General features: G+C 32.2%; 21 protein-coding genes and 2 pseudogenes. 22 read left to right on the top strand and 1 reads right to left on the bottom strand.

The features are described from left to right. Positions 1-38 precede the first annotated feature (38 nt). From K8P03_RS00555 to K8P03_RS00490, 14 genes and pseudogenes are all read left to right on the top strand, one after another. Complete coding sequence (locus tag K8P03_RS00555; protein WP_019107270.1) at positions 39-359, top strand: DUF3847 domain-containing protein; 321 nt, start codon at positions 39-41, stop codon at positions 357-359. Positions 360-599: 240 nt separating this feature from the next. Next, positions 600-2,060, top strand: a complete 1,461-nt coding sequence (gene mobQ, locus K8P03_RS00550; RefSeq protein ID WP_223417567.1) for a MobQ family relaxase — start codon at positions 600-602, stop codon at positions 2,058-2,060. 87 nt (positions 2,061-2,147) lie between these two features. Further along, positions 2,148-2,345, top strand: coding sequence for a helix-turn-helix transcriptional regulator (locus K8P03_RS00545; protein ID WP_223420668.1), 198 nt, complete (start codon positions 2,148-2,150; stop codon positions 2,343-2,345). A gap of 1 nt (position 2,346) precedes the next feature. Next, positions 2,347-2,790: a hypothetical protein gene (locus K8P03_RS00540; protein WP_223417566.1), complete on the top strand. Its 444-nt coding sequence runs from the start codon at positions 2,347-2,349 to the stop codon at positions 2,788-2,790. 115 nt (positions 2,791-2,905) lie between these two features. Then, a pseudogene (locus K8P03_RS00535) lies at positions 2,906-3,145 on the top strand (type IV secretory system conjugative DNA transfer family protein); the annotation flags it as partial. 54 nt (positions 3,146-3,199) lie between these two features. Next, a complete protein-coding gene (locus tag K8P03_RS00530) occupies positions 3,200-4,858 on the top strand; it encodes a recombinase family protein (protein WP_000069113.1) in 1,659 nt (552 codons plus the stop codon). A gap of 500 nt (positions 4,859-5,358) precedes the next feature. After that, positions 5,359-6,711: an MATE family efflux transporter gene (locus K8P03_RS00525; protein ID WP_223417565.1), complete on the top strand. Its 1,353-nt coding sequence runs from the start codon at positions 5,359-5,361 to the stop codon at positions 6,709-6,711. 289 nt (positions 6,712-7,000) lie between these two features. Then, positions 7,001-7,414 (top strand): sigma factor-like helix-turn-helix DNA-binding protein, encoded by a 414-nt coding sequence (locus K8P03_RS00520; RefSeq protein ID WP_223417564.1) that lies wholly within the window; start codon positions 7,001-7,003, stop codon positions 7,412-7,414. An 82-nt stretch (positions 7,415-7,496) separates the two neighbouring features. Next, on the top strand, positions 7,497-7,892 hold the full coding sequence (locus K8P03_RS00515) for a hypothetical protein (RefSeq protein ID WP_223417563.1): 396 nt from the start codon (positions 7,497-7,499) through the stop codon (positions 7,890-7,892). Positions 7,893-8,272: 380 nt separating this feature from the next. Beyond that, entirely contained in the window at positions 8,273-9,913 is a 1,641-nt protein-coding gene (gene mobQ / locus K8P03_RS00510; protein WP_223417562.1) for a MobQ family relaxase, read from the top strand. Between the two features lie 121 nt (positions 9,914-10,034). Beyond that, positions 10,035-10,520: a GNAT family N-acetyltransferase gene (locus K8P03_RS00505; RefSeq protein ID WP_084230741.1), complete on the top strand. Its 486-nt coding sequence runs from the start codon at positions 10,035-10,037 to the stop codon at positions 10,518-10,520. Positions 10,521-10,625: 105 nt separating this feature from the next. Continuing rightward, on the top strand, positions 10,626-10,790 hold the full coding sequence (locus tag K8P03_RS00500; protein ID WP_223417560.1) for a transposon-encoded TnpW family protein: 165 nt from the start codon (positions 10,626-10,628) through the stop codon (positions 10,788-10,790). 41 nt (positions 10,791-10,831) lie between these two features. After that, positions 10,832-11,269: pseudogene (locus K8P03_RS00495) on the top strand (type IV secretory system conjugative DNA transfer family protein); the annotation flags it as partial. A gap of 96 nt (positions 11,270-11,365) precedes the next feature. Beyond that, positions 11,366-13,219: a recombinase family protein gene (locus K8P03_RS00490; protein WP_002841647.1), complete on the top strand. Its 1,854-nt coding sequence runs from the start codon at positions 11,366-11,368 to the stop codon at positions 13,217-13,219. Positions 13,220-13,267: 48 nt separating this feature from the next. On the opposite strand, the gene K8P03_RS00485 is transcribed toward K8P03_RS00490, so the two are convergent. Further along, entirely contained in the window at positions 13,268-14,239 is a 972-nt protein-coding gene (locus K8P03_RS00485) for a helix-turn-helix transcriptional regulator (protein WP_002416394.1), read from the bottom strand. Between the two features lie 216 nt (positions 14,240-14,455). On the opposite strand from K8P03_RS00485, the gene K8P03_RS00480 reads away from it, so the two are divergent. From K8P03_RS00480 to K8P03_RS00450, 8 genes are all read left to right on the top strand, one after another. Then, positions 14,456-16,222, top strand: coding sequence for an ABC transporter ATP-binding protein (locus tag K8P03_RS00480; RefSeq protein ID WP_002841661.1), 1,767 nt, complete (start codon positions 14,456-14,458; stop codon positions 16,220-16,222). Next, the gene (locus K8P03_RS00475; RefSeq protein ID WP_002416392.1) at positions 16,215-17,963 is read left to right on the top strand and encodes an ABC transporter ATP-binding protein; all 1,749 of its coding nucleotides are present in this window, start codon (positions 16,215-16,217) and stop codon (positions 17,961-17,963) included. The genes K8P03_RS00480 and K8P03_RS00475 overlap by 8 nt, the downstream gene beginning before the upstream one ends. Then, on the top strand, positions 17,950-18,174 hold the full coding sequence (locus tag K8P03_RS00470) for a FeoA family protein (RefSeq protein ID WP_002416391.1): 225 nt from the start codon (positions 17,950-17,952) through the stop codon (positions 18,172-18,174). Before K8P03_RS00475 ends, K8P03_RS00470 begins: the two co-directional genes overlap by 14 nt. A 3-nt stretch (positions 18,175-18,177) precedes the next feature. Then, the gene (gene feoB, locus K8P03_RS00465; protein WP_223417557.1) at positions 18,178-19,779 is read left to right on the top strand and encodes a ferrous iron transport protein B; all 1,602 of its coding nucleotides are present in this window, start codon (positions 18,178-18,180) and stop codon (positions 19,777-19,779) included. After that, positions 19,763-20,122 (top strand): nucleoside recognition domain-containing protein, encoded by a 360-nt coding sequence (locus K8P03_RS00460; RefSeq protein WP_223417556.1) that lies wholly within the window; start codon positions 19,763-19,765, stop codon positions 20,120-20,122. The genes feoB and K8P03_RS00460 overlap by 17 nt, the downstream gene beginning before the upstream one ends. 87 nt (positions 20,123-20,209) lie before the next feature. Further along, entirely contained in the window at positions 20,210-20,344 is a 135-nt protein-coding gene (locus tag K8P03_RS11185) for a hypothetical protein (protein ID WP_263285007.1), read from the top strand. 604 nt (positions 20,345-20,948) lie between these two features. Continuing rightward, complete coding sequence (locus K8P03_RS11325; RefSeq protein ID WP_449657920.1) at positions 20,949-21,107, top strand: hypothetical protein; 159 nt, start codon at positions 20,949-20,951, stop codon at positions 21,105-21,107. Positions 21,108-21,227: 120 nt separating this feature from the next. Next, the gene (locus K8P03_RS00450; RefSeq protein ID WP_002416385.1) at positions 21,228-21,602 is read left to right on the top strand and encodes a hypothetical protein; all 375 of its coding nucleotides are present in this window, start codon (positions 21,228-21,230) and stop codon (positions 21,600-21,602) included. Positions 21,603-21,906 lie beyond the last annotated feature (304 nt).

Below are 21,906 nucleotides of genomic sequence, written 5' to 3'. Positions count from 1 at the left end.
TTTCTTTGCTCAAAATTAGAAAGAGAGGAAAAGACAAAATGAAAAACATAGAAGAAAAAATATTAATGGCAGATGAAGAAATTAAGCAGTTACAAAACAAAAGGAAAAAGCTCATCAGTCAGCAGAAACAGGAAGAAAGAAAAAAGAGAGATAAAAGAATATATGAAAAAGGAGCAGTCTTTGAAAGTATCTTTACAGAAAGCAAAAATCTAACCAAAGATGAATTTTATCAGTTAATCACATCTTTAATTCGTAAAGAGGAAGCCAATCTCAAAATACAAAAAATTATAGAAAGCAGAGAAGAAAGCGAAGTTGAAAATATAGAAAAAGAAGATGAAGAAACGGGGATAGAGGAATAGTCCCTTGTTTACAAGGGCGCACTTATACACCCTAAAGGGTGTGTGCGTTCTCCGAAGGCTCTTGCAGAGAGCATATCAGCTAACGCTGATACTGGGGAGCTACACTCCCCTACGGAAATAAATTTCCTACCACTTGTGTACTTCCCAAAAGAAATCGGATAAAAAGCAATCCGATTTTTTTTAGTAAGTCTTTATCATCGCCATCGTCCCCACATTAAAAAAGAGAGGAGGTTTTTTCTTATGGCGATATATCATCTTAGTATAAAGATTATTTCAAGAGGAAAAGGCAAAAGTGCAGTAGCAGCTTCCGCCTATCGTAGTGGCGAAAAGATAAAAAACGAATATGACGGAATAGTCCATGACTTTACAAGAAAAGGCGGAATAGCCCATACTGAAATTCTATTACCACAAAATGCAGCACAGGAATTTGCAAACCGTTCTGTCTTATGGAACAGTGTCGAGAAAATAGAAAAAAGTAAAAACTCACAGCTTGCAAGAGAAATAGAAATTGCATTGCCTAAAGAATTAGACATGGAAAAACAGATTGAACTTGTAAGGAACTATGTGAAAGAAAATTTTGTAGATGTCGGTATGTGTGCCGACATTGCTATACACGATAAAAATGACGGAAACCCACACGCACATATTCTATTAACTATGCGACCGTTAAACGAAGATAAAACATGGGGAGCAAAATCGAAAAAGGAATATATCCTTGATGAAAACGGAGAAAAAGTAAAGCTGAAAAATGGAAATTACAAAACAAGAAAAATCAATACAGTGGATTGGAATGAGCAAGATAAAGCAGAGCATTGGCGAAAAGCATGGGCAGATATTACAAACAAATATCTTGAAGAAAACAGCATACAGGAAAAAGTAGATCACCGTTCTTATCAAAGACAGGGCATAGAACAAATACCGACCATTCATTTAGGCGTATCTGCCACCCAAATGGAGAAAAAAGGAATAGCAACAGACAGAGGAAATATCAACCGAGAAATCAAACATCAAAACATGATTTTAAGAGAAATATCAAGACGAATAAAAGCATTACTAAATTGGATAAGGGGAATTGGAAAAGAAGAAAAAACAGAAAACGAAAATACAAAATCCACCCTCCCACCCAAAGAAAATTTGCTGTCCGTTTTTGAAAATCTTATCCGTAAAAATGCAGATAAGAATAATGCAGACTTAGAAAAATATATTGAAAGCTATCAATTCTTAAAAGAGAAAAACATTATTTTCTTATCTGAACTGAAAGAAAGTATAGTTACTTTAAGTGATAAGAATTACAAGACCACAAGAGCCATTAAAGATACTGAAAAGAAAATAGATGGTAAAGTACAGCTTATTGACCAAGCTGAGAAATATTTGAAACATAAAGATACCTATAAAGCCTATACCAAGCTAAAGAAAAACAAACAAGATACTTTCTACAATGAACATACCGCAGAGATTATTTTATTTGAAAGTGCAAAGAAATATCTGAAAGAACATTTAGGAGATAGCAAGACCTTAGCCATCAGTAAATGGGAAACAGAAGTTACCACTTTGAAGAAAGAGAAAAAGAGCCTTTACAATCAAATATTAGAGATAAGAGAAGAAGTAGAACAAGCAGAAAAAGTTAAAACATGTATAGAGCAGCTACAGGAAAATTTAAAGGAACTAAAACAGAGCAAGAATAAAGATTTTCAACTTTAGAAAAAAGGAAAGTATACTTGACATTTTTGAAAATAATGATTATAATACATGTAAAGTTAGCTTGTCATTTGAAGAAGGTGGTTTAATCTGAAGAACAGACTTGAAGAAATAAGAAAAGAAAATGGAATAACGCAAGAGGAGTTAGCTTCTATTCTGGAGGTATCAAGGCAGACGATTGGTTCTTTAGAAAATGGAAGATATAATCCTTCAATTATTTTAGCTTTTAAAATTGCTAAGTATTTCGGTTTGACCATTGAAGATATTTTTATTTATGAGGAGGAATAAGATGGACAATAAAATTGAATATGAAATGAAGATTGGTAAGAAAGTAGCTATTCTATTTATTTGTATTGGTGTGTTATTTGCCTTACTTGGCGGAATACTATTTGCTAAGAAAGATATTTTACAGATATTTCCAAGAATGGATATTGCTTGGATTGGATTTTCTGTTGTTGCTTTTATTCTATGTGTTAGTGGGGTATGTTTATTTTCAATTTCTGGGAAAAAGCAAGAATGGATAAATGAAACTGATGAAAGGGAGTTACTAATTACTGCTAAGGCTCATATGGCAGGATATTTTATTCAAACAGTTTTATTGGGAATAGTTTTTTTTCTATTAACTTTTATGGGATATTTAAATAAAGCTTCAGGATTTTCTATAATCGGAGTTATTTTGATAAGTGGTATAGTGTCATGGATTTATAATTTATATTTACGAAAAGTAGAATAGATAATAAAAAATATTTTTAGAAAACGGTAAATTATAGGTTTACTGTTTTTCTTTGCCCAAAAGTTAAAATATCCTATAGAAAAAGCGTCCATAAATATAAAAAGGTACTTGACAAAACGCTTCCTGGGGAGAAAGCAAGGATATTGCTCCATATATTGACCCTAAGTTTGAAAACAATGTACTAATAACTAATACCGAAAGACTAACAATGAACTCAAGACCTAAAAACCCTAAATATGCTAGAAATAAAAATGTATTAGTAATAGGTGGTTCTGGATCAGGTAAGACAAGATTTTATGTAAAGCCAAATCTAATGCAAATGCACTCTTCTTATGTAGTAACAGACCCTAAAGGATTAACCTCTTAGGGACAGAGAAAATAATAAAAACTTGGAAAGGAGGTAATTCTCATGTCAAATATGAATAGAACAGGACAAACAGCCCTTTATGAGCGTTTAAGTCGTGATGATGAAATGCAAGGAGAAAGCAATTCCATCACAAATCAGAAGCAGCTACTTGAAAATTATGCTAAAAGAAATGGCTTTGTAAATATCTATCACTATACCGATGATGGAGTGAGTGGAACAACCTTTGATAGAGATGGATTTCAAAAGATGATAAAAGCAGTAGAAGAAAATAAAATTTCTACTGTGATAGTAAAAGATATGAGTAGGTTTGGCAGAGATTACCTCAAAGTAGGTTTTTATACCGAAATACTGTTCAAAGAAAAGGGAGTAAGGTTTATTGCTATCAATAACGGAATAGATAGTGAGAAACAAGCAGAAAGCGACTTTACACCATTTCTAAACATTATGAACGAATGGTATGCAAGAGATACCTCAAGAAAAATACAATCCATATTTAGAGCAAGAATGGAAGAGGGTAAAAGAGTATCACCAAGCGTTCCATACGGCTATTACAGAAACCCTAAGAACAAACAGGAGCTACTTGTCGATAAAGAGAGTTCAAAGGTCGTAAAACGCATTTACAGGCTTGTTATAGAGGGATATGGAGTAACACAGATAGCAGAGATACTAACCAAAGATAAAGTCCTTATTCCGTCAGCCTATGCAGAAATACATTATCCTGAAAATAATCATAGTTCCAAGAAAAGAGGAATAGACGATCCATATTTTTGGACGCCGACAACAGTTGGCTACATTTTGGAAAAAAGAGAATACATGGGACACACTGTTCTTGGTAAAACAATATGCCTTGATTACAAAACCAAGAAACGCAGAAAGGCGAAAGAAGATGAACTAATTATCTTCAAGAACACTCACGAAGCCATTATTGATGAAGAAACATGGAATAATGCTCAAAGGTTAAGAAAAACAGTGAGAAGAAGTCCAAAGTATGGAACAACATCAAATCCACTTACAGGACTTTTAATCTGTGCAGATTGCGGTGGTAAATTAAGTTACAGAGAGCCGGCAGAACATAAAGAAAAGAAATACGATTGTGATTATTGCTTTGTATGTCAACATTATAGACACAGAAAAGGAACTTGCAGTATCCACTACATCAAATTAAAAACAGTGAATGAAATTCTCTTAAAATCAATTAAAGAAATAACCAATTTTGCAAAAGAAGATAAGCAAGAGTTTCTAAAAGTGATGAATAAGTTATCTGATGAAAAAAGAGAAGAAAAGTATCAAGGAGATAAAGAGAAATTAGAAAAACTATCATCAAGAAATGCAGAACTAACAACCCTTATTACAAAACTATATGAAGACCATGCACTTGGAAAAATTCCTGTAAAACACTTTGATAGATTATTTAATGTTTATGATACTGAGCAACAAGATTTAGAAAAACAAATACAGTATTTTGAGCAAGAAATAGAAAGCTATCATCAGAGAAAAATTGACACAGATAAGTTCCTAAAAATGATAGAGAAATATACAGACATTGAGGAACTGACAGTACCAATGATAAATGAGTATATAGAAAAAGTTGTAGTCCATGAAGCCACAGGGGGAAGAAAAGGAAAAGACAGAAAACAACAAGTTGATGTGTACTTTAATTTTATTGGCAAGTTTGAAGTGTCACAAGAAGAACCTAAATAACTTATACAGGAAGAACTTGATGAAATAGATGGGCAACGAAAAAAGAAACACGAATACAATTATATATAATTGGAAGAGGTAAAAGAAAAGACGAAAATTGGTAGTATGTAATGATGGATTTTTGACGATTTTTGAAGAATATGATAAAATATTATAATATATGGAAAGGGAATTGTTATGAGAATTTATTTAAGAAATCATCCTAAGAACAAACTTAACTCTGTACAAATGAAACCGATGAAACATTGTACAGAGTATAGCAAATAAATTACATTTAAGATTTCATCGGGAAATACAAAAAATTAGGTCATTTAGTTGGCTTTGTTTTTGTGTGCATTTCTCGATATATAAATAGAATGTAAAAGGCTATAGGCAATGTTTTGTCTGTAGCCTTTTGTTTTATAAATTATTGAACAAAAGGCAGATACTATTTTGTATTTATGCCTTTTTTTGTTGCATAAATACAGAAAATAAAATATTGAGAAGTGGAGAAATTTTAAATGAACGAAAGCAGAATAAAAATTTTGAAGGAAGAAAATATTAATACAGCACTTTTTAAATTAGGTATGCCTAAGGTTATCAGTTTGTTGGTAGCTGCCTTATACAATGTTGTGGACACATATTTTGTGTCCGGACTTGGTAAAGAAGCAGTAGCTGCTGTTTCCGTTGCCTTTCCGATTCAACTTATTTTTTTAGGGATAGGATTAACATTTGGTGCAGGAGCAGGCTCTTATATATCAAGGCTACTTGGAGGAAATAATAAAAAAGAAGCAAGTATTGTAGCGACAGTTGCTCTACTAACAAGTGCAATTTTAGGGATAGTTACAGCTATTGTATTGTTTTGCTATTTAGATGGCGTTTTGAAATTTATGGGAGCCATACCATCTATTATTGAAATCTCTAAGTCTTATACAGGGATATTCATAGTAGGTGGCATTTTGGGTGCAATAAATGTAACGGTTGGTAACTTAGCTGTTGCACAAGGGGCTGCTAAAATTTCTTTGAAAGCCATGATTTTAGGCTCTATATCAAATATGATTTTAGATCCGATATTCATATTCGGACTTAATTTAGGAGTGAGAGGTGCAGCTATTGCGACACTCATAGCCAGAGTGATAACCAGTCTAATGTATCTCATTTACTTTGTAGGAGATAAAAATTTAATTGAGATAAAGTTACCTAACTTTAAACCAACAGTTGCAATTTACAAGGAGATATTAAAGATAGGTATATCCATGTTAATACTTCAAATTCTACAAACAATATCTATCAGCAAAATATCTTATGCAGCGTCCTTTTATGGAGAAGAAGCAATAGCTGCAATGGGTATTGTTCTTAGGATTGTAACATTAGGAACAAATGTTGTATTCGGATATATGAAAGGACTTCAACCGTTAGCTGGATTTAATTACGGAGCTAAGAATTATGAAAGAGTGAGAGAAGCTATAAAGGCAAGTGTTAAATGGACAAATGTATTTTGTGTAGTGTGGACTGTGATGGTTTATATATTTGCACCAAGTATATTATCTATATTTGGGACTGATGAAAATGTATTAAATATAGCAGTGCTGGCATTACGAGCAGCCGTAATTATGTTTATAACATTTGGTTTTCAGTTTACTTACTCTACCTTGTATTTGTCTACAGGAAAGGCGTTAGGGGGAGTATTTCTAAACTCATTGCGACAAGGAATTGTGTTTATCCCTATCATTTTATTGTTGCCTAAACTTATGGGATTAAATGGTGTTATATATGCTCAAACAATTTCAGATTTGATAACAACAATCATCACAATTCCTTTTGCTATTAGCATTCATAAAAAATTAAGATTAGCAATAAAAAACAATTTGTAATTAGGAATTACATCTGTTGATTAAAAAATAAGGAGGCATCTAAGTGTAGAAATAGCTAAGGAGGTAATGTGAATGAGCGTATATTCATATTTTTTAAATAGATTATGGTTGATAATGCCTTTTTGGTTCGTTTTTATATGAATATTTTCTTGAACAATTAAATAATCTAATAACAATAAGAGTTAATTTAATTGTTATTTTCGGAGGACTTTTTACGTCAAAGTGTAGAAGTCCTCCTTTTTTATTCTCAAAAAGCAAAACAGAGAACTTAAAAAAGGAGGATAACTAAGTGGCTAAAGAATATTACCTTTATGTGAAAGGCAAAGCCGTACCTGTAAGCGAAGAAGTCTACAAAGCCTACTGGAAGATAACAGAGCATGAAAAGTATCTCCAAAGAAAAGATTGGAAGTATAATGTTATATCATTTTCGGTACTGGATTATGACGGACACTTTGTAGATAACATCATAGATGAAAAAATAGACTTAGAAAAAATTGTAGAAGTAAAAATGCAAATTGAAGAACTTCATAGAGCATTAAATACTCTAACAAAAGAAGAACAAGAGTTAATGGAAGCCATCTTCTACAGAGAAGAAAGTCTAAGGTCAATCGGTAAAAAAGAAAAAGTAAGCTATCAAACAATTGGAAAAAGGAGGGATAAAATTTTAGAAAAACTGAGAAAGATTTTAAAAGATAAAATCTAAGAGTAGAAAGAGAAAGGCTATTTACCCATAAAAAGGTATTTAGCCTTTTTCAATACAAAACATTAGAACGGAGGAAATGACAATGAAAGAATTAGATAATGTAATCAGCCAATTAGAAAAAGAAACTAAGAAAAAAGAACAAGCAGAAAATAAGATTAAGTTATTAAAACAGAAAAAAAGCAAACTGAAAAGAAGTGCAGATACAAAAAGAAAAGTAGAGAAAGGTGGAGTATTTGAAAAGTTTGAAAGACAAATAACAGGTGCAGAAGAAAATACAGATAATGATTTAATCTATGCCTTTTTAGACTATGTATTTTCAGATAACAGATATAGAGAAAAATTAAAGGAACTAACTGAAAAGCATTTAAGCGAAAAGGGAATATCTTTAGAAGAAACTTCAAATACTGAAAATGAAAACAATGGGATAGACGATGAAGAAACTGAAAAGGACTTGGAAGAATTTGAAGATGAGATATAAGCAATCGGAAAAATTAAATAAGAAAATTAGAGCATAGCAGAGTGAAATCATTTTAACACTTTGTTTTTTTGTTGATTTGAAAAATCTACAAAAAACAAAGTCCACAGGGGTTAAGGGGGAGTAGCCCCATTGAACAAATAAAAATGCTTTAGCGTTTTTGTTTCCTTAGCGGAGCGTATAGCTTTCTGAAAGAACGCAAAGCACCGAATGTAGTCGGTGTATCTTTGCGCCCTTTGAAAAAGGGAGCGAAGATACTTCCGACATATAGAGATAAGAAAACAGTTAAATAAAATATCGAAAGAAAGCAAATGAGCAGATGAAAGTAAGATAACCTATCTGCTAATTCTAAAAATATTAAAGCAGAAAGGAGCATACCATAAATGGAAGCAAAAAGTTTGCATACCCATGTAGATATAGTTACAAGGTCAAAAGGAGCAAGCGTAATTGCGAAAGCTGCATATAACGCAAGAGATAAATTGAATGATGAACACTATGGAAAAGTTCATGACTATTCTAAAAAAGAAGACCTTGTATTTTCAAAAATATTTCTGCCTGAACATATCCCTAAAAAATTTTCAAACAGGGAATATCTATGGAACAGTGTAGAGAAAATAGAGAAAAGCAAAAATTCACAGCTTGCAAGAAATTTACTTTTTACACTTCCAAGAGAATTAAATCAAGAAGATAGGATAAAACTCATCAGTGAATTTATTGAAGAAAATTTTACTTCTAAAGGAATGATAGCGGACTGTAATATCCATAATCCCTTAGCAAGCGATAACGAAGAACAACCACATGCCCATATCCTACTTACTCTTAGAGAAATTGATAGTGAGGGAAAATGGAAACCCAAATGCAGAAAAGAATATATCCTTGATGAAAACGGAGAAAAGATAAAACTAAAAAGTGGAAACTATAAATCAAGAAAAGTAAATTTAAATGATTGGAATGAACCTGACAAGGCAAAAAAGTGGAGAGAAGATTTTTCTAAAAAGGCTAATGAATATTTAGAGAAAAACGGAATTGACAAAAGAATAGATCCACGCACCTTTGAAGAACAGGGAAGAGAAGAACTTCCACAAATACATTTAGGAACAGCAAGCTATCAGATGGAGAAAAAAGGAATTAAAACCGAAAGAGGAAATCACAACCGAAAAATCATAGCTTTTAATTTGGAGTTTAAGAAATTAAAAGAAGAACTATCAAAACTTACTTTTTGGATAGGATCATTAGTTGGAAAACTTCAATCCAAGTATGATGAATATAAGCAAGAGAAAAAAGACGAACTGGAGAACAAAGCAGAACTCTTTAATCTCTATGAATACATTTCTATCTATCACGACTTACAGGGAGAAAAAGCCAAAGAATTAAAGCCTTATGCAAGCAATAAAAAGATGGCTGCTGACCTTAGAAGATTTTCAAAAGCAATCTATTATCTTAGAGATAATAAGCTACAAACCATAGCAGACTTGCAAGAAAAAATAGGCACTCTTCAATCAGAAAATAAGAACATCCATCAAGAAGTTAAAGTTAAAAGCAAAAGAATAGAAAACTTAAATAAGTGTTTTACTTATGCAGATATTATCAAAGACAACAAGGCAACCTACGATGAATGGAACAATAAAACTCTATTCAAAGATAGCTTTTACAATTCCCATAAAGAGGAAATAGACAAATACAAAAGAGCAAGGGCAATCCTTGAAAAAATAACAGGCTCATCTGCGATTAAGAGCAAAGATTGGCAAAAAGAAATGAAAAGCCTTGAAGATGAAATTACTAAGCTCAATAAAGACTCTCAAGCTATCAAAGAAGAATACGAAAATATTAACCATATCAAATATGCGGTAAAGATAGTCAATGATGATTATGGAATAGATTCATCTATAGAGATAGACAAGGCAATTAAGCGTGGAGAGAAACCAAGCGTAATTGCACAGATTAAAAAGTACCAAGAGCAACAGGAAAAATACGAAAAGAAAAAAGAAAAAACAAAAGATTATTATAGAAATGAGGAAAGGTAGGATATTTTAACTTTATAGGTAACTGTCAAGTGGCATATAAAGCTAATATAGAAAAAAAGGCGTAAAAATGGTATAATATTAGTTAATGTTAACAAATAAATTGCAGTTACGGAGGTAAGTAATGTTGAGATTAAGACCTTATAATATAAATGATGCAGATACAATTCTTTCTTGGAGTAAAGATGAAATGTCTTTTTACAAATGGTCTGCTGGTGTTTTGGGAGAATATCCAATAACAAAAGAAAAATTTGATTTTGTTAATAATCTAATGGCTTTTACAGCTATTGAAGATGATAATATAATAGGTTTTTTTACAATGAGAAGACCTTTAGAAAACTTTGATGAATTGAGGTTTGGTTTCATAGTTGTTGACCCTTCACATCGTGGCAAAGGATATGGGAAGGTAATGCTTCAGTTAGGTTTAAAGTTTGCATTTGAAATCTATGGAGCAAAAAAGGTTTCATTAAGCGTTTTTGAAAATAATGAACCAGCATATTTATGTTATAAAGCAGTTGGTTTTGATGATGTAATTCTTGATAAAACAGAAAAATATAATGTTTTGGGAAAAGAATGGGAATGTAAAGAATTGATGATTGAAAATAGGTAAATCCAATTTTGTAAATTGAATAATTTAATAATAACTAACACAGGAACAGTAAATCAAAAAAGGTTTACTGTTTTTTCTTTGCCTAAAAAACGGAAAGGAGGACTTATGGAAGAAGAAAAAAGAGAAATAAAAGCACCACCTAATAAACAGTTAATTATGGATATTGGAAAGACAAAATACACTGTAAACCTACATTTCAAGCAAGGAACAGGCGAAACATACAAAGATAAAATACTAAAACTAATTAATAGGGAAGCGGAAAAGATATAAATTTATCAAAGAAATTTTGTTTATGTCCTTGACAAATCTTCCCAAAAGGCACGCTTGTGTTAGAGTGCGGAAAAATGCTTTATGAAAATGGATATGACATAAAGATTTTAAATACAATAAACTTTAAAAAATCTATGAAATACAATCCCTTTGCATACTTGAGAAGTGAAAAAGATATTTTAAAGCTTGTTCAAACAATTATTGCCAACACCAAGGGAGATGGAGAAAAGGCAGGAGAAGATTTCTGGGTAAAGGCTGAAAAGTTATATTACACTGCCCTTATCGGTTATATCTATTATGAAGCACCAGAAGAAGAAAAGAACTTTAAGACACTTTTAGATATGATTGACGCAAGTGAAGTTAGAGAAGATGACGAAACCTATATGAACCCAATTGATAGGCTCTTTGAAGCTCTAGAAAAGAAAGACCCAAGTCATTTTGCGGTTAAGCAATATAAGAAATATAAGCTTGCAGCAGGAGTAATAGAATTAAGGAGAACACTTAATCACTGTTTTAGTGAAACATGTACTTCTTAATTCTTTTTTATTTAAGAAATTAAGAGGAAGGAGGAAAAAGTGAGGAATGTTGAAAAGATAACAGCACTCTATGAGAGATTAAGTCGAGATGATGAACTTGAAGGAGAGAGTAACTCAATCGTTAATCAAAAGAAAATCCTTGAAGAATATGCAAGTAAGAATAATTTAACCAACATCATCCATTTTACAGATGACGGAATAAGCGGGACACAGTTTGATAGACCAGGCTTTATGGAAATGATGAATGGAGTAAATACTGGAAATATCGGTTGTATCATCGTAAAGGATATGAGTAGACTCGGCAGAGATTATCTCAAAGTCGGTCAATGTATGGAGATATTAAGACAAAAGGGCGTAAGATTGATTGCTATCAATGACAATGTAGACAGCTTTTACAGAGAAGATGATTTTACCCCTTTTAGAAATATTATGAATGAATGGTATGCAAGAGATACTTCAAGAAAAATACAATCTACATTTAGATCAAAAGGAGAAAGCGGAAAGCATACGGCAAGCACTCCACCTTATGGCTACATCAAAGATGAAAAAGACAAAGATAAGTGGGTTGTAGATGAAAAAGCAGCCGAGATAGTAAGACGAATATTTAATCTTACAATGGACGGAGCAGGACCATACAAAATAGCAAAGATACTGGAAGCGGATAAGATAGATATACCCGCTTATCATCAGAAAAAATTGGGATATGGATTACATCAAAGCAAAAACTTTGAATATCCTTATCGTTGGTGTAGCTCCACAATTGCAAGTATCTTAAAGAAAAAAGAATACTTAGGGCATACAGTTAACTTTAAAACAAGAAAGCATTTCAAGGATAAGAAAAGTAAATATGTATCCGAAGATAATTGGCTCATCTTTGAAAATACTCACGAAGCCATCATAGACCAAGAAACCTTTGATAATGTGCAAAGGATAAGAGGAAATGTAAAAAGGTATCCTGATGGTTGGGGCGAATATCACCCACTAACAGGACTGATGTATTGTGCAGATTGTGGAAGCAAGATGTATGTTCATAGGACAAATAACTATAAGAATATTCCTTATTATGTTTGCAGTAATTATAAGAAAGTACCTTGCGGAACGCTATGTCCATCAGCTCATAGGATAAAAGCAGAAGTAGTCTTAAACCTTATCCAAGAAACATTAAAAGATATAAAAAATTATCTTGATGAAGATAATGAAGCATTTATTCATTCCATTCAAAATGAAATGGAAGAAAAGGAAAAGGCACATATAGAAAAGAAAAAGATAAGATTAACAGAAAGCCAAAACAGGCTTCAAGAGCTGGAACGATTGATGTGCAGAATTTATGAAGATATGATTTTAAATAAGATACCGAATAATCGCTATGAAATTTTAAATAACCAATATGAAACTGAGCAACTCACGTTAAGTAAAGAGATTAAAGACTTAGAGCTTGTAATATCAAGATATGAAAAGGAAACAGATAAGGCAAGAAAATTCATATCCCTTATTAGTCGTTATGAAAACTTTGATAATCTCACAAACACAATGATAAATGAGTTTGTAAAGAAGATAATCATTCATGAAAGAGATAGGAAAGGCAGTCAAACATCAAAGCAAAAGATAGAAATATATTTTAACTTCATAGGAAATTATGAAGTGCCAAAAGAAGAGTTAAGCGAAGAAGAACGATCAAAACTTGAGGAAGAAGAACGAAAAATTAATGAGAGAAGAGACAGACTTCATCAAAATTATCTAAAGCGTAAAGCAAATGGAAAACAACAGGAGTATGAGGAAAGGTATAAGGAAAGGAGAGAACAGAAAAAACAGGAGAAGTTAAAGGTTTTGAAAAGGGCAGGTATACTGATGAAGGATTATAAAAACAAGGAATCATTTAAAGAGAGCGTGTAAAAATTACACGCTCTAAATTTATGTTTTATAATATTGGGATAAATTTCTTTAGTTAAGCATACTTCTATATTTACTTGGTGTGATACCATAAGTTGATTTGAATATTTTAGCAAAATGTCCTGTGTGTGTATAGCCAACTTTTTCTGCTATCGTAGATATTTTATACTCGGGATTTTTCAGCAATAATAATGCCCTATTAAGCCTTAGTTCTTTTAAGTACTCGTAGGGAGGAACACCGTAGTATTTGCGAAAAGCTAATTGAAATCGTGCAGGACTCATTAAAGCAATTTTAGAGAGTTCAAGTCCGTCAATATGAACCGATAAATCTTTTTTCATAGCTGATACAGCCCTTTTCAGATTTTGCTTATCTTTTTTAGTTAAGACAACGGATATATTTTTTTCCTTTTCTTCTAACTCTGTAATTATGATAGATAATAGTTCCATAACTTTGCTTTCCAAATATAAAGGCAAAATCTTTCCTTCAGCTTGGGATTCTCTTATCTGTTGAAATATAAAATTCAACTGCGGAGAATTTTGAGTTTTTAACAAATAAGAATTAAGAATCTTTGCTTTTTCATATTCAAAATCATCATATTTTAATTTTAAGAAAGTATCAAAGTATTCTTTGGTTAGGATTATTTTCGTAAACTTTACAGGCTTATTTGCCTCACAATAGGTATAAGTTTTCTTTTCTGTATTTAAGTAACAATATATACCTTTTTCTACATTATTTAACTTTCTGCCACCGACTTTAAATGAACTGCTTTCTGTTTCAAATTGGCTAATCTCTAAATACTTTTCAGATACTTCGGTTATTTTCTCCATTGTTTCATTTGGAGTAAAGTTAGCAATTAAAATTAGAATTAAACGGCTGTCAAATTTTAGTATGCGAAAAGTACCTTTGCCAAAATGGGGATCTATTTTAAAGATTTGTTTGTTTTCAGTTGATAAAGTTGGAACAGGAATAAAAGGAGCGTCATGTACTAAGTTTGTTAAATAATCAATAACTGTTCTATCCATCAATTCTACTCACCTCTTTTAATATCACAAATTTATTTTATTATATCACAAATTTATAAAAATGTAAATAGAAATACTGATAAAAAGCTTATAAATAAAGGGATTACAAGGAATATCAAAATTCATAGTTAGATTTTGAGTTATAAAAAATTAGCTTTATAATGAATGTAGTTAGTTAGATACGGCTAACAATTATGAAAGGAGATGGAATAACTAATGGAAAAAAAGAAGACAGGGATATCTTATGTATTCCAATTAGCAAAAGATGAGAGAAAAAAGCTACATTTAGGAATGTTTTTATCTGTCATTTCTGCGGCTTTATCATTAGTTCCTTATTTTGTAGTTTATAAGATATTACTAATGATATTCCAGAAGAATATTTCGTATACAGAAATTTTAATGTGGGCAGGTATAGGAATTATAAGTGCTGTTTTGCAAGCAATACTAATGTCCTTTGCGGGCATTTTATCTCATACAGCAGCTTTTAACACAATACACAGAATTAAGCTGAAAGTTGTAAATCATATTTCAAAATTTAATTTGGGATTCTTTCAAGAGCATGCCCCCGGAGAAATTAAAACATTGTTGTTTGATGATGTAGATAGAGTTGAAAATTTTTTGGCTCATAGCACTTTGGAATTAGCTCAGGCAGCAGTTGTTCCGGTTATTATGTTCATTTTCATGTTGAAATTAAATTGGATGATGGCACTTGTTATGCTTATTCCTATGATTTTGGGATTAGGAATTCCTATGATGCTAATGAAAAATTATCCGGATATGTCAACGGAGCTATCCGAAGATATTGCTGATTTAAATGCTTCGGCAAACGAATTTATAAAGGCTATGCCTGTAATAAAAATGTATCATTTAACAGCAGAAAAATTTGAACAATATAGAAGCTCATTGAATGCGTATATTACTTGTTGGAAAAAGATGTGTATGAGCTCTTGCTATCCTTTATCAATAACCTTAGTGGTTTTGGATTCAGCAATCTTATTTACATTGCCGTTCGGAGGATATTTCTTTTTGAGAAATTCTTTATCAGCAACATCCTATTTGCTATTTATTATGCTTACAATGTGCTTTTTTGTTTCGTTCTTAAATATGGTAACAATCTTTATGCAATCTATGGAGCTTGGAAGCGGATTGGATAACATAAAAAAAATAATGGATATGGATGAATTGAAAGACGGAACAAAAATCATAAACAAGAATGAGTGTATGAAAATAGATTTTAAAGACGTTACTTTCAGCTATGACGATGAAGAAACAAAAAATAAAGCATTACAACATATAAATTTATCCTTAAAACCGAATACAATAAATGCTTTTGTGGGACCTTCCGGTGCAGGCAAGACAACTGCTGCACAATTGATTGGGAGGTACTGGGATGTAACAAGTGGAGCAATTAAAATTAACGACATACCGATCAATGAATTAAAAATAGATAATTTGATGGACATTACATCATTTGTTTTTCAAGATGTATTTCTTTTGGAGGACACTCTCTATGAGAATATTCGTATGGGAACAGATACAGATGAAAATAAGATTATTGAGGCTGCAAAAGCAGCACAAATTCATGACTTTATTATGAGTTTACCGAATGGATATCAGACAAGAATCGGGGATCAAGGGGTGAAATTGTCAGGTGGACAGCAACAAAGAATCTCAATCGCTAGAGCAATACTCAAAGATTCTCCAATTATTATTTTTGATGAAGCAACTTCCTATTCAGATATAGAAAATGAGTACCAGATACAGTTAGCACTTCAAAACTTGTTGAAAAATAAAACAATCATTATGATTGCTCATCGTTTGCATACTATTAAGAATGCAGATCAAATTGTTGTATTTGATGAAGGGGAAGTCGTAGAGGTTGGAACACATAAAACTCTTTTAGAAAGAAAAGGGGTCTATGAAAGTATGTGGAACACATACACAAAAGATTACTTTGGAGAGGGGGTAAGTGCAAATGCTTAAGATTATTAGAACACTTCTGAAAGATAAAAAAGAAAAATTGTATTTACCGATTTTTCTAATGGTTATTGATTCGATAGGAAGCATTGTTTTGTATTTAATGCTCTATTTTACCGTTGTTAATATATTGCAAAATACATTAACTAAAACCTTAATCATAGAATATACGGTAATATGTTTCATCAGTATGATTGCAAGGATACTGATTTATAGGCATGCATACTATTTGAGCTTTTCAAGAGGAGCTGAAATGTGTGGAGATATGCGTTTGGATTTAGCAAATCATTATAGGAGTTTGAGCCTTGGTCATTTCCAAAAAAATAGTAGTGGTTATCTATTATCAACTCTTACAAAGGATTTGAGTAGTTTTGAACTGATCATAACGCACACTTTACCATCGGTTATTAAAACGGCAGTTACAGCAATATTGATTTTATTAGGCACATTTTTTATCGATTGGAAGCTCGCATTATTAGAGTGTTTAGTATTGCTTATCGCATATCCTATGTTGATATGGGGCAACAAATTGATAGAAAAATACGGGGCAAGAAAAAGAAATTTAAATTCTAAGATGATTTCTATTATTTTAGAGTACATTCAAGGTATGAAAGCGTTTAAGTCAGCTAATATGACAAGTGAACATTTTGAAAGAATGATAAATACACTTGAAAATGTTAGAAAGACAAGCGTAAACGCAGAAAAGAAAATGGCGTTACCTACAAGTATGTACTTTATCACAGTTAACTTTTTGCTTCCGATAGTTCTTCTTATAGGAGGATATTTGCTTATAAATGGTAGTGTTAGAACTGAACAGTTTGTGGCTTTTATGCTTATGAGTTTAGCATTATCTGCACTTCTTATTGCCTTTCAACATTCCTATGGACTATTGAAAGATTTGAAATTAGCTGCAAGTAATCTTGAGAAAGCTTATGAAACGAAGCCATTGCCTTATTCTGAAAATGAAGTTGAATTAGAAAATTTTGATATTCAATTTAAGAATGTAAATTTTTCTTATGATAGAAATAAAACGATTCTGAACAATATTTCTTTTGAAGCAAAAGAAGGAACTTCTACAGCTTTAATTGGTCCTTCCGGTGGAGGAAAAACTACAATCGCTAATTTGATTGCAAGATTTTGGGATGTAAATAGTGGAGAAATTATAATTGGTGGAAAAAATATAAAATCCATAAAACCTGATGTGTTGCTTAAATATGTTAGTCAGGTTTTTCAAGATAATGTACTGTTAACCGATACTGTTTATAACAATATCAGGGTTGGAAAACCTAATGCAACAAAGGAAGAAGTTTATCAAGCTGCAAAATTAGCTTGTTGCCATGAATTTATTTTGAAAATGAAGGATGGATATGAAACGGAAATAAAAGATGGAGGAAGTACATTATCCGGCGGTGAACGACAAAGGATTGCTATTGCAAGAGCGATTCTGAAGGATGCACCAATTCTTTTGTTGGATGAATCTACAGCTTCTCTTGATCCTGATAATGAAGCTAAAATCAATAATGCTTTGGAGCATTTAATGCAAGGAAAGACAGTTTTTGTTATTGCTCACAGATTGAATACCATTAAAAACGCTAATCAAATTATTTTGATAAATAACGGAAGAATTGAAGAACAAGGAAATCATAATGAACTTTATGGAAAAAAAGGACATTACTATGAAATGGTAAATACACAGGAAAGAGCGAAAAAGTGGATGATAAAGGAGAATAGTTATGGAGAGGCTTAGTACTTTGAAAGAAAAGACAAAAGGTAAAGTTGTTGAAATTATTGGTGATACACATTTTCAAAGCAGAATAATATCTATCGGAATAACTGTCGGAAGCGATGTTGAAGTTATCCAGAATTATAAAAAGCAACCTATTCTCATTTATTGTAGAGATACGATGATAGCTGTCAATAAGATAGAGGCAGAGAAAATAATGATGGAGGTACTTTGAGATATGAAGAAAATAACGATTGCTTTGCTGGGGCAGCCTAATTCTGGAAAATCGACTTTGTTTAATGGGTTGACAGGCTCAAATCAACATGTTGGAAATTGGCCGGGTAAAACCGTTGAGAAAAAAGAAGGCGAATTTTCGTATAAAGATACCAATTATACGATTGTGGATTTACCAGGAACTTACGGATTATCAGCAAATTCAGAGGAAGAAGTTATAACAAGAGAATATATAGAAACCGGGAACGCAGACCTAATTGCTATTATGGCAGATGCTTCACAATTAAATCGAAGTCTATTTATGCTCTCTGACTACATTGGAATAAATATTCCGGTTGTCTTAATCATGAACATGATGGATGTTGCTACAAGTCAAGGGAAAAATATAAATATAAAGGGGTTACAAAAATCCTTGAATATACCTGTCATTCCTATCGTTGCGGCAGATAAAAAGGAATACAAAGAGTTTTATGCTTTTCTGGAGCATTCAGATAGAGGAAAAATTTTATCTGACGAAAATTTAGAAAGGGCATATGAAAATATTGTTGGAGATAACTATAAGCTATTAAAAAAACATATCCCTGATAAAGGTATAGGTGTATTTTCAAAGTCGTGGATTATCGGAAAATTATTAGATCAGGATGCAAAAGTAATTGCGTTAGTAAAAGATAATGTTGAAAAAGTCGAATTTGAAGAAATAGAGAACGTATTAAAAAGCATAAAAAATGGCAATTTAATAACCGGTAATTGTAAATTTGAATGGATAGATAAACTTATCAATGCAAATGTTATTCAGAAAAAGAGAGTATTTAAGAGAAGCAAATTTGATCGTATAGCCACAAGTAAAGCTTTCGGAAAACCTATGGCTATCGGAGTTATCATTTTAGGATTAGTTGCTTCTATGCTCATCGGATTTCCGCTAATGGGGTTATTTGGGTTTGTTATACCTAAAATATCAACATTGTTGGCAAAGGGGCTTGTCGCCATTGGAGTATCAAATTGGCTGATTTCACTTTTGTGTGGAGCCGTAATGACTGCAATTACTTTTGCATTGCAAATGGCAAGTTATGTATTGGGAATTAGCTTAGTATTTGGATTCTTGGAAGATGTAGGATATATGGCAAGAGTTTCCTATGTCTTTGACAACACTATGTCGAAATTAGGATTGCAAGGAAAAGCAATTATGCCGTTCTTGTTAAGTTTCGGCTGTAATATAGGTGGAATCACAGGAACGAGAGTAATTGATTCATGGGGACAGAGGGTTATGACGATTGCATTATCTTGGGTAGTCCCTTGCGGGTCAACATGGGGAGTAGTCGGGCTTGTTACAGGAACATTCTTCGGAAAACAGGCAGTATTTGTGATATTAAGCCTATTTGCAGTTGCTTTTCTACATTTACTAATCACATATAGGATTTTCAGAAAATCGCTTTATGAGGGAAGTGAACATTTTGGAATGATTATGGAACTTCCACCATATCACAAGCCACATTGGAAAAATTTACTTTCTTCTGTAATGAATAGGATGGGAAATGTACTGAAAAGGGCATTGAGTATCATTATCCTTATTTCTGTTATATTTTGGATTCTTGCCTATACGCCCTGATGGAAATATAGCTAACAGCCTTATTTATAAAGTAGGAACATTTATAGAGCCTGTAACAAAATTGTTTGGGTTACCATGGCAATTATTTATGGCTTTTGTTGCTTCTGCAATGGGAAAAGAATCGGCATTAGGAGTAATGGCATCATTATTTACTTCTTCAGGAATATGGCATGCAGTTGAGGTTAAAGGGACAGTAGATACCGCTATTCTAAGCAATAATATGTTGACAATGATTTCAAAGCCGGAAGCCTTAGCATTTACTTTTGCCTTTTTCTTCAATATGCCTTGTTTGATGGCTCTTGCAGCTACCGCACAAGAAACACATTCAAAAAATGGACGATAAAAATAGCACTGTATTATATTATCGGCTCTAATTATATCTTGTGTTGCATATCATATTGGACTACTGATTTTTTAAGGTGTGATAAGTATGCTTATACAACTATTAGAAGTATTGAAAAAGAAAAAGACTTGCACTTTGCAAGAACTTGCTGAACTGACAGGTGAGGATTTAGATAGTGTAAAAATGAAATTGAATATCTCGAAAATAATGGATATTTGGTAAAAACTAAAAGGTCTGCAACAAGTAAATGCCAAAGTCAATGTTCGGGATGCTCGAATTGTGTTGTTAATCAAGATGATATTTGGATTGTAAAAGAGTAGTTTGGTTAAGTACAGAATCAAAGAATGGAGGTTAAAATGTAGCTAAGCAATGGAGGGATAAATAATGAAAACACTAAATTTTGTTATTCACATAAGATATATTTATCATTTTTTATGCTTGGAATTGCTTACACGTAGCAATAACACTTTACCAGAAACAACAAAATAGAAAATCATATAAAATATTAGTTTTTAAGCCGAGAGGACTTTTACGTCAAAGTGTAGAAGTCCTCCTTTTTTATTCTCAAAAAGCAAAACAGAGAACTTAAAAAGGAGGATAACACAATGCCTAATAAGGAATATTACCTTTATGTCAAAGGGGAAGCTATACCATAAGTGAAGAAGTCTACAAAGCCTATTGGAAGATAACAGAGCATGAAAAATATCTTCAGAAAAAGGATTGCAAGTATGGAGTTATTCCATTTTCATCATTAGATCATGATGGACACTTTGTAGATAACATCATAGATGAAAAAATAGACTTAGAAAAAATTGTAGAAGTCAAAATGCAAATTGAAGAACTGCATAAGGCATTAGCTACACTGACAAAAGAAGAAAGAGAGTTAATGGAAGCCATCTTCTACAGAGAAGAAAGTCTTAGGTCAATCAGCAGAAAAGAGAAAGTTACACATCAGGCAATCGGACAAAGGAGGGATCAAATTTAGAAAACTAAGAAAGATTTTAGAAGATAAAATCTAAAAAATGATGAAAGGTTAAGTATCAAAGAAAGGTGCTTAGCCTTTCTTTGTTTGGAACACAACAATATTGAAATGGAGGAATGAAAAATGAAAGAGTTAGAAAATGTAATGAGCCAGTTGGAAAAAGAAACTAAGAAAAAAGAACAGGTAGAAAACAAAATTAAGCAACTAAGACAAAAGAAATCACAGCTAAAAAGAAAGGCGGACACGAAACGAAAAGTAGAAAAAGGAGGCGTGTTTGAGAAATTTGAAAAACAGATAACCGGAGCAGAAGAAAGTACCGACAATGATTTAATCTATGCCTTTTTAGATTATGTACTTTCCGATAATCGAAATAGAGAAAAGCTAAAAGAACTTACAGAAATTCATTTAAAAGAAAAAGAAATCTCTTTAGAAGAAAATCCAAATCTTAAAGAGGAAAATGCAAATGATGATTTTGAAGAACTGACAGAGGAAGAATAAGGAAAACAGAAAATGTATTAGAAACTGAGATGGAGCAAAGTGGAGAACATTTTAACACTTTGCTTTTTTGTGGATTTGAAAAATCTACAAAAAACAAAGTTCACAGGGGTCTAAGGGGGAGTAGCCCCCTTGAACAAATAAAAATGCTTTAGCGTTTTCGTTTCCTTAGCGGAGCTATAAGCTTTCCGCAGGAACGCAAAGCAACGTAGTCAAACGGTGTATCTTGCGCCCTTTGAAAAAGGGAGCGAAGATACGACCCTGAACATTAGGATAGTAAAATCCCAAAATTGAAAACAGATAAAGG

The organism is Anaerococcus murdochii, assembly GCF_019957155.1.
Classification (GTDB): domain Bacteria; phylum Bacillota; class Clostridia; order Tissierellales; family Peptoniphilaceae; genus Anaerococcus; species Anaerococcus murdochii.
The sequence above is the reverse complement of the archived record's forward strand: the minus strand, read 5'-3'. Positions and strand labels throughout refer to the sequence as shown.

Excerpts from the sequence above, each read along its gene's own strand:
- K8P03_RS00515 (WP_223417563.1), top strand. The coding sequence starts at position 7,497 with ATGAAAGAATTAGATAATGTAATCAGCCAATTAGAAAAAGAAACTAAG.
- K8P03_RS00505 (WP_084230741.1), top strand. The coding sequence starts at position 10,035 with ATGTTGAGATTAAGACCTTATAATATAAATGATGCAGATACAATTCTT.
- K8P03_RS11185 (WP_263285007.1), top strand. The coding sequence starts at position 20,210 with ATGCTTATACAACTATTAGAAGTATTGAAAAAGAAAAAGACTTGCACT.
- K8P03_RS00525 (WP_223417565.1), top strand. The coding sequence starts at position 5,359 with ATGAACGAAAGCAGAATAAAAATTTTGAAGGAAGAAAATATTAATACA.
- K8P03_RS00475 (WP_002416392.1), top strand. The coding sequence starts at position 16,215 with ATGCTTAAGATTATTAGAACACTTCTGAAAGATAAAAAAGAAAAATTG.
- mobQ (WP_223417562.1), top strand. The coding sequence starts at position 8,273 with ATGGAAGCAAAAAGTTTGCATACCCATGTAGATATAGTTACAAGGTCA.
- K8P03_RS00555 (WP_019107270.1), top strand. The coding sequence starts at position 39 with ATGAAAAACATAGAAGAAAAAATATTAATGGCAGATGAAGAAATTAAG.
- K8P03_RS00470 (WP_002416391.1), top strand. The coding sequence starts at position 17,950 with ATGGAGAGGCTTAGTACTTTGAAAGAAAAGACAAAAGGTAAAGTTGTT.
- K8P03_RS11325 (WP_449657920.1), top strand. The coding sequence starts at position 20,949 with ATGCAAATTGAAGAACTGCATAAGGCATTAGCTACACTGACAAAAGAA.
- K8P03_RS00500 (WP_223417560.1), top strand. The coding sequence starts at position 10,626 with ATGGAAGAAGAAAAAAGAGAAATAAAAGCACCACCTAATAAACAGTTA.
- mobQ (WP_223417567.1), top strand. The coding sequence starts at position 600 with ATGGCGATATATCATCTTAGTATAAAGATTATTTCAAGAGGAAAAGGC.
- K8P03_RS00540 (WP_223417566.1), top strand. The coding sequence starts at position 2,347 with ATGGACAATAAAATTGAATATGAAATGAAGATTGGTAAGAAAGTAGCT.
- K8P03_RS00530 (WP_000069113.1), top strand. The coding sequence starts at position 3,200 with ATGTCAAATATGAATAGAACAGGACAAACAGCCCTTTATGAGCGTTTA.
- feoB (WP_223417557.1), top strand. The coding sequence starts at position 18,178 with ATGAAGAAAATAACGATTGCTTTGCTGGGGCAGCCTAATTCTGGAAAA.
- K8P03_RS00450 (WP_002416385.1), top strand. The coding sequence starts at position 21,228 with ATGAAAGAGTTAGAAAATGTAATGAGCCAGTTGGAAAAAGAAACTAAG.
- K8P03_RS00485 (WP_002416394.1), bottom strand. The coding sequence starts at position 14,239 with ATGGATAGAACAGTTATTGATTATTTAACAAACTTAGTACATGACGCT.
- K8P03_RS00480 (WP_002841661.1), top strand. The coding sequence starts at position 14,456 with ATGGAAAAAAAGAAGACAGGGATATCTTATGTATTCCAATTAGCAAAA.